Below are 5,851 nucleotides of genomic sequence, written 5' to 3'. Positions count from 1 at the left end.
GGCCGACAGATCCTCAACAAGGCAGCCTGGCCAGTTGTCCCACGGGTCAGACCCTGGCCCCGGACGACGCCCCACGAGTCTCACAGTTGTCCCAGATAACCACGGTCGGGCCGCCGAACTGGATGTGTGCCCGCACCAGCAGGTCGCGGTAGTCCTTCCACGAGAAGCTCCTGCGGGCACCCTTCAGCAGGAGATGCGTGAGCGGCCGGTAAATGACACGGCTCCTCTCGCCGGGTTTGTAGCAGCACAGGGCCGCGATCGAGGTCCGGCGGCGGGACGTGCCCCTCACCCGGATCACAGGAGTGTGCCCGCGCCTGCCCCAAGTGCGGGCAGGGGGTGGCGTCACCGAGAAGCCGGGTTCGTCCTCGAAGAGGATCCAGGCCCCGTGCTCCGCTGCGAGGCTTTCCCTCGGGCCAGACCTCCTTCTTCCACAGTTCCACCGCGTGCTCGTCACGTTCGAGTGCTCTGCGGGCCGGTGCCTGCCAGGACCAGCCGTGCCGTTTCAGCAGCCGCCACACCGTCGCCACCGACAGATTCAGCCTGAAGCGACGGCGGATCACGGTCTGGACCCGGGCCAGGGTCCAACGCTGGTCTTCGAAGCCGTGCTCCGAGGGACCCTTGCCGAGTTCTTCCTCGAGTACGGCGAACTGAGCATCGGTGACGGTCGGGGAGTTCGCCGGACCCGCGGAACGCAGGGCCTCCACTCCGCCCTCGCGCCGGGCACGGCACGGCACCAGCGTTCCACCGACCGCACGCTCACCCGCAGGTCTTTTGCGATCACCACGGTCTTCTCACCCGCCGCGAACCTCTCGCCGGCTTGCAGCCGGATCCCCTCACGAAACGCCCGCCGCTCAGCGGTCAGGCCCCCACCCTCCGGATACCTCAACCCACCGGCATACCGCAGGGATCACGAACCGTCACCACCCGACGACGACCCGCAAACCTCAGTAACCGGCCTGGGGGGACCTTCCTCTTCCACCAACCGGATCGCTGCGGCGGGGCAGAACACCGCCGCATCCCTCACGCCATCATACTGTGGGGAATCCGGATGGTGGTTCAGCACCTCGACTATACCGTCGTCGTCCTGGTCGAAGATCTCAGGAGCCGCCAGAACGCACTGTCCAGAGGTGACGCACCGGGCCTGGTCGATTTCCACACGCACGAGGTTCCTCATTCTGATCGGGGGATGCTACCAGGTGACGGGGAGTTCGTAGACGCCGTAGACAATGCCATCGTGCTTGAACTCCAGCCGGTCCACGGCAGTGGCCAGTTCCAGGGTCCGTATCCGGGAGTACAGGGTGCCGAAGACGACCTGGAGCTCGATGCGAGCCAACGGCTGGCCGAGGCACTGGTGCACGCCGTAACCGAAGGCGACGTGGTGCCGGGCATCACGGGTGATGTCGAGCTGGTAGGCGTCGGGAAAGGCCTCCGGATCACGGTTGGCGATGTGACCGGCGAGGATGACGCCGTCGCCGGCGCGGATGACCTCGCCGCCGATCTCGATGTCCTCAAGTGCCGTACGGCGGAGCCCGGAGTGGATGATGGTCAGGTACCGCAGCAGCTCCTCCACCGCCCCGGCCACGACCTTGGGGTCCTCGGTGTCGCGCAGGAGGGCGAGTTGGTCTGGGTGCTGCAGTAAGGCGAGGGTGCCGAGCGCAATCATGTTCGCCGTGGTCTCGTGGCCAGCGCTGAGCAGGAGGCGGACCATCTTTACGGCGTCCCGCTGTGTCATCTGGCCGGTGATCACCTGCTCCGTGACGAGCGTGGACAGCAGATCCTCTCTGGGCTGGGCACGCTTGACGTCCAGGAGATCGTCGAGGTAGTCGATGAGTGTCGTGATTGCCGCGAGGACCTCGTCGGGTGTCGAGGTGTGGCGGACGATGATTTTCGTGCTGCGCTGGAAGAGGGCGTGGTCCTCGTACGGCACGCCGAGCAGCTCGCAGATAACCAGGCTGGGGAGTTGCAGCGCGAATGCCTCGACCAGGTCGACCGGCTTTGGTGCGGCGAGCATGGTGTCGATCAGGTTGTCGACGGCGTTCTGGATCGACGGTCGCAGGGCCTCGACCCTCTTGATGGCGAAGGGCGCCGTCACCATGCGCCGGAAGCGGGCGTGCTCCGGGTCGTCCATGGTAACGAACGTGCGGCGAGCCGAGGCACCTGCCTGAGCCCCTGCGCTGCGGTGCGGATAACCGGGACGTGAGCTGTCGGCGCTGATCCGCGGGTCACCGAGCAGAGTTCGCTGGTGATCGTAACGGGTGACCAGCCACGGGCTGGTGCCGTCCCAAATGCGCACCCTGGAAATGGGCTTGCCCGCCTGGAGGACCCGCAGAGCCGGGGGCGGGTCGAAGGGACATCCGGCCGCCCTGGGCATCGGGTATTCGAGCGCCTCAGTCGGCGTGTCCGCCAATTCGTCGGCCATACGTGCCCCTCAGCAGTAGAGGTCGGTAAAGATCCCTAACAGCGTTCGGTACCAGAGACGACTATACGAGTCGAGGTCGGCGGATCACCAGTCATAAGTTATGCGCAATTGCTCTTTCCCGCTCGCGACCCGGGCAGGAGGTAGCCGATCGCGGGTCCCGGCTTTGCGGCATCCGTCGGCGAACGCCTTCGAGCTGTACCGGGCGGATCGAGGTCGGCGACGGCAGCACGTTCCTGACCGTTGGCCACCTCGCCGCCTATGCGGGTCTCGCCCGGAGCTCGGGCTCCTCGATGCGCGGCGAACAACCGTCCCGGTGAGGAACAAGCAGCTCAAACGGGCCTTCTTCCTGAGGGCTTCACGGGGTTGGTTTTCTTGATCAGCAAGGCGGCCTTGCTCGATAGCCTGGCGTTTGCGACGACGTCAGATTGCCACCGGGCAGGGCCGTTGGGCTGGAACGTTACGACAGGGCTGGATGAGGAGCAACTGACCGGGCTGGTGGCCCGCGTGCACGCGGAGCTGCGGACGGAGACGCCGGGGCCGCGGCCGGAGCAGCTGCGGGCGCCGGGGCTGTACAAGTCGGTGGTCCTCGTGCTGTATCTGCTGCGGCATAACCCGGTGCAGGAAGCGGCTGCGGAGCTGTTCGGCATCAGCCAGTCCACTGTCTCCCGCCGCTGGACCATGCTGCTTCCCGTGGTGGAGAAGGCCCTCCAGGCCCACGTCCCCGATCCGGCCGAGGTGTCGGCGGGACGGATCGTGCTGGTCGACGGAACGCTGATACCGACGTGGGACTGGGCAAGCGAGGACCGCGCTGTTCTCCGGCAAGCATCGTGACACCGGCTTCAACCTGCAGGTCGCCGCCACCCTCGCCGGGGACCTGCTCGCGGTCTCCGCGCCGGTGCCCGGCAGCCGGCACGATGCCTTCGCCTGGCGCCAGTCCGCTCCCGGAGATCTTCGCAGGCCGGGACACTATCAGGGATCTGGGCTACGTCGGCACGGGCCTGCTCACCGGCCGACGCAAACCACCCGGCCGTCAACGTCCCCAAGGGGACAAGATGTTCAACCGGCCCCTCGGCGGGCTGCGCGCCGCTGTCGAACGCGCGATCGCCCATCTGAAGGACTGGAAGGTCCTCGCCACCCGCTACCGCGGCCCCCTCAACCGGTTCCCGAACATCGTCACGACCGTCACCGCACTCGCCTTCTACAAAGGGGCTGGTGAGCCCCACGTGAATAACCCTCCAGGCTCACCTGCGGGCCCTGCGCGCCCGAGGCGTCCACATATCCTTCTCGGTCGGACATCCCGTCACCGAGCCGGTCCGCCGCGCGATCCGCGCCCTGCCCGACAAGGTCTGGCACCCCGCGCTGGAGCAGGACGGCACCCTCCGCGCCGACGCCGAGGTCGCCGAGCTGACCGGCATGGTCGACCTGGACGGCTACCCCGACGGCACCCGGATCATCGTCCACCGCGAGCGCCCGCACCCGGAGCCCAACCATCCCTGTTCGACCTCGATGAGGGCATGCGCCACCAGGTCTTCCTGACCGACACGCCCTACGGCGAAGGCCCGCTGCAGCACCTGGAAGTCCGCCACCGCGCGCACGCACGCGTCGAGGACCGCATCCGCTGCGGAAAGACCACCGGCTTCGGCCGCTTCCCCTCCCGCCACTTCACCCTCAACCAAGGGTGGCTGGAGCTGTCCCTGACCGCCACCGCCCTGCTCGCCTGGACCCAGACCCTGCTGGTGGAAGGGGAGTTGGCCACCGCCGAGCCGAAGAAGCTGCGCTGCCGGCTGCTGCACGCAGCCGCCCGCATCACTCGCGGCGGCCGCCGCCTTCGCCTGCGGATCGCCGCGACCTGGCCCTGGCGTCACGAACTAATCACCGCCTTCGCCCGCCTCACCGCACTACCGCGACCGGTCACCTGACCTGCGCACTATCCCTGCCCACCCACCACCGAGGAACCCGTTGGAGACCCCGGCCCGAGCGTAGGGCCCAAGCCATGCCCACTCACCGACCAGGGCCGACAGCACCAGTCCTCCGCCATCACCCCAGCTCAACCACTCGAAGCGAAACGGGGAGGCTAGATGTAGAAGCGAACGAGACGGATGACCAAGCCTCCACCCCGGGAAAGGCCATTCGAAGCCTACGGGATGAAAGCCCTCAAAGCATGGCAGGGGCGAGAGCCGCATGTAGGGCCTGACCTGTAAACGCCCTCTAAGAGGTCGTTTTCATCTGTATTGCCTGGATATAGGGAAGTCCTTGGAGTGTGGGATTGCGGTGCGGAAGAGGTAGCGGGATGTGGTCGGGGCCTTTGTGCTGGGCGGGGTGATGGGTGGGGCGGGAGGCGGCTTGTTCCTGTCTCATCCCAGGACGCCCGGTCTTCCTGGCTGGGTGCTTCTGCCGCCGCTGCTATGCGCCTGGGCGCACTTGGTCCGCGGTGATACGCCGGAAGCATGCCGACGCGACGCCCGTATCCGAGTGATCTGTCCGATGCCCGCTGGGAGTTGATCGAGCCGGTGCTCTCGGCCTGGCGCTTCGAGCGCCGCGGCAGGGCCCTGGACTTCGGCCGGCCGCCCGAGCATGATCTGCGCGACATCATGGACGCGATCTTGTATGTGGACCGCACCGGGGTCCAGTGGCGCTATCTCCCGCACGACTTCCCGCACTGGAACACAGTCTACGGATACTTCGCCAAGTGGCAGCAGGAAGGAGTGTTCGCTCAGCTCAACGGCCTGCTCAGGCGGCTGCTGCGGGAGAAGGAGGGGCGGGACGCCGAGCCATCGGCCTGTGTGATCGACACCCAGAGCGTCAAGACCTCCGGCAGCGTTCATGCCTCCAGCCAGGGCGTGGACGCCGGGAAGAAGATCGTCGGGCGGAAGCGGAGCATCGTCACCGACACCGTCGGTCTCCTGCTGGCCGTGCTGGTCACCGCGGCGACGTGCAGGACTCCGTCGCCGACACCCGGCTCCTGGACCAGGTCGCCGCCGAACACCCCGGCATCCGCAAGGTGTGGGTCGACGGCGGCTACCGCCAGTACCTCGTCGAGCACGCAGCCACCCTCGGCATCGACATGGAAATCACCGCCCGCACCCCTGGGGCCAGGCGGTTCGCCCCCATCCCGAAGCGGTGGGCGGTCGAGCGGACCTACGGCTGGCTGACGCTCCACCGACGTCTCGCCCGTGACTATGAGACCCTGCCCGCCCGCTCCGAGGCCATGATTCACCTTGCCATGACCGACCTCATGGCCCGCCGTCTCACCGGCGAGAACACCATCTCTTGGCGCGATCCGACACCACAGACCAAGCATGAGATTCCGGGATAAAACACCGGGATGAAACGACCTCTAAGACGGTGTCCTATGTGGTGATCGCTCGTTGGTCCGTCTATGGGGCGGGGTACGTGGAGTTGGATTGTTCCGGACGGGCTGTGGGAGATCGC

At 67.0% G+C, this 5,851-nt stretch carries 2 protein-coding genes and 8 pseudogenes; 6 read left to right on the top strand and 4 right to left on the bottom strand.

Features of this window, described 5'->3' with window-relative positions; all coding sequences use genetic code 11:
- Positions 1-85: 85 nt before the first annotated feature.
- The 4 genes and pseudogenes from ABZ624_RS41810 to ABZ624_RS41795 form a co-directional block, all read right to left on the bottom strand.
- Positions 86-346, bottom strand: a pseudogene (locus ABZ624_RS41810) (DDE endonuclease); the annotation flags it as partial.
- Positions 347-479: 133 nt separating this feature from the next.
- Positions 480-560 (bottom strand): annotated as a pseudogene (locus tag ABZ624_RS41805) (winged helix-turn-helix domain-containing protein); the annotation flags it as partial.
- 413 nt (positions 561-973) lie between these two features.
- Positions 974-1,162, bottom strand: a pseudogene (locus ABZ624_RS41800) (ferredoxin); the annotation flags it as partial.
- 27 nt (positions 1,163-1,189) lie between these two features.
- Positions 1,190-2,419: a cytochrome P450 gene (locus ABZ624_RS41795; RefSeq protein ID WP_360100779.1), complete on the bottom strand. Its 1,230-nt coding sequence runs from the start codon at positions 2,417-2,419 to the stop codon at positions 1,190-1,192.
- A gap of 206 nt (positions 2,420-2,625) precedes the next feature.
- On the opposite strand from ABZ624_RS41795, the pseudogene ABZ624_RS41790 reads away from it, so the two are divergent.
- The 6 genes and pseudogenes from ABZ624_RS41790 to ABZ624_RS41765 form a co-directional block, all read left to right on the top strand.
- Positions 2,626-2,774 (top strand): annotated as a pseudogene (locus tag ABZ624_RS41790) (transposase); the annotation flags it as partial.
- Positions 2,775-2,791: 17 nt separating this feature from the next.
- A complete protein-coding gene (locus ABZ624_RS41785; RefSeq protein WP_360100776.1) occupies positions 2,792-3,250 on the top strand; it encodes a transposase family protein in 459 nt (152 codons plus the stop codon).
- Positions 3,228-3,305: pseudogene (locus ABZ624_RS41780) on the top strand (hypothetical protein); the annotation flags it as partial. The gene ABZ624_RS41785 and the pseudogene ABZ624_RS41780, both read left to right, overlap by 23 nt.
- 28 nt (positions 3,306-3,333) lie before the next feature.
- Positions 3,334-3,552 (top strand): annotated as a pseudogene (locus tag ABZ624_RS41775) (IS5/IS1182 family transposase); the annotation flags it as partial.
- Between the two features lie 106 nt (positions 3,553-3,658).
- A pseudogene (locus ABZ624_RS41770) lies at positions 3,659-4,338 on the top strand (transposase); the annotation flags it as partial.
- Between the two features lie 528 nt (positions 4,339-4,866).
- Positions 4,867-5,735 (top strand): annotated as a pseudogene (locus ABZ624_RS41765) (IS5 family transposase).
- Positions 5,736-5,851: the final 116 nt, after the last annotated feature.

Origin of the sequence: Streptomyces sp. NPDC007205 (assembly GCF_040634095.1) — a bacterium.
In the GTDB taxonomy this organism is placed as follows: Bacteria; Actinomycetota; Actinomycetes; order Streptomycetales; family Streptomycetaceae; genus Streptomyces.
The sequence above is the reverse complement of the archived record's forward strand: the minus strand, read 5'-3'. Positions and strand labels throughout refer to the sequence as shown.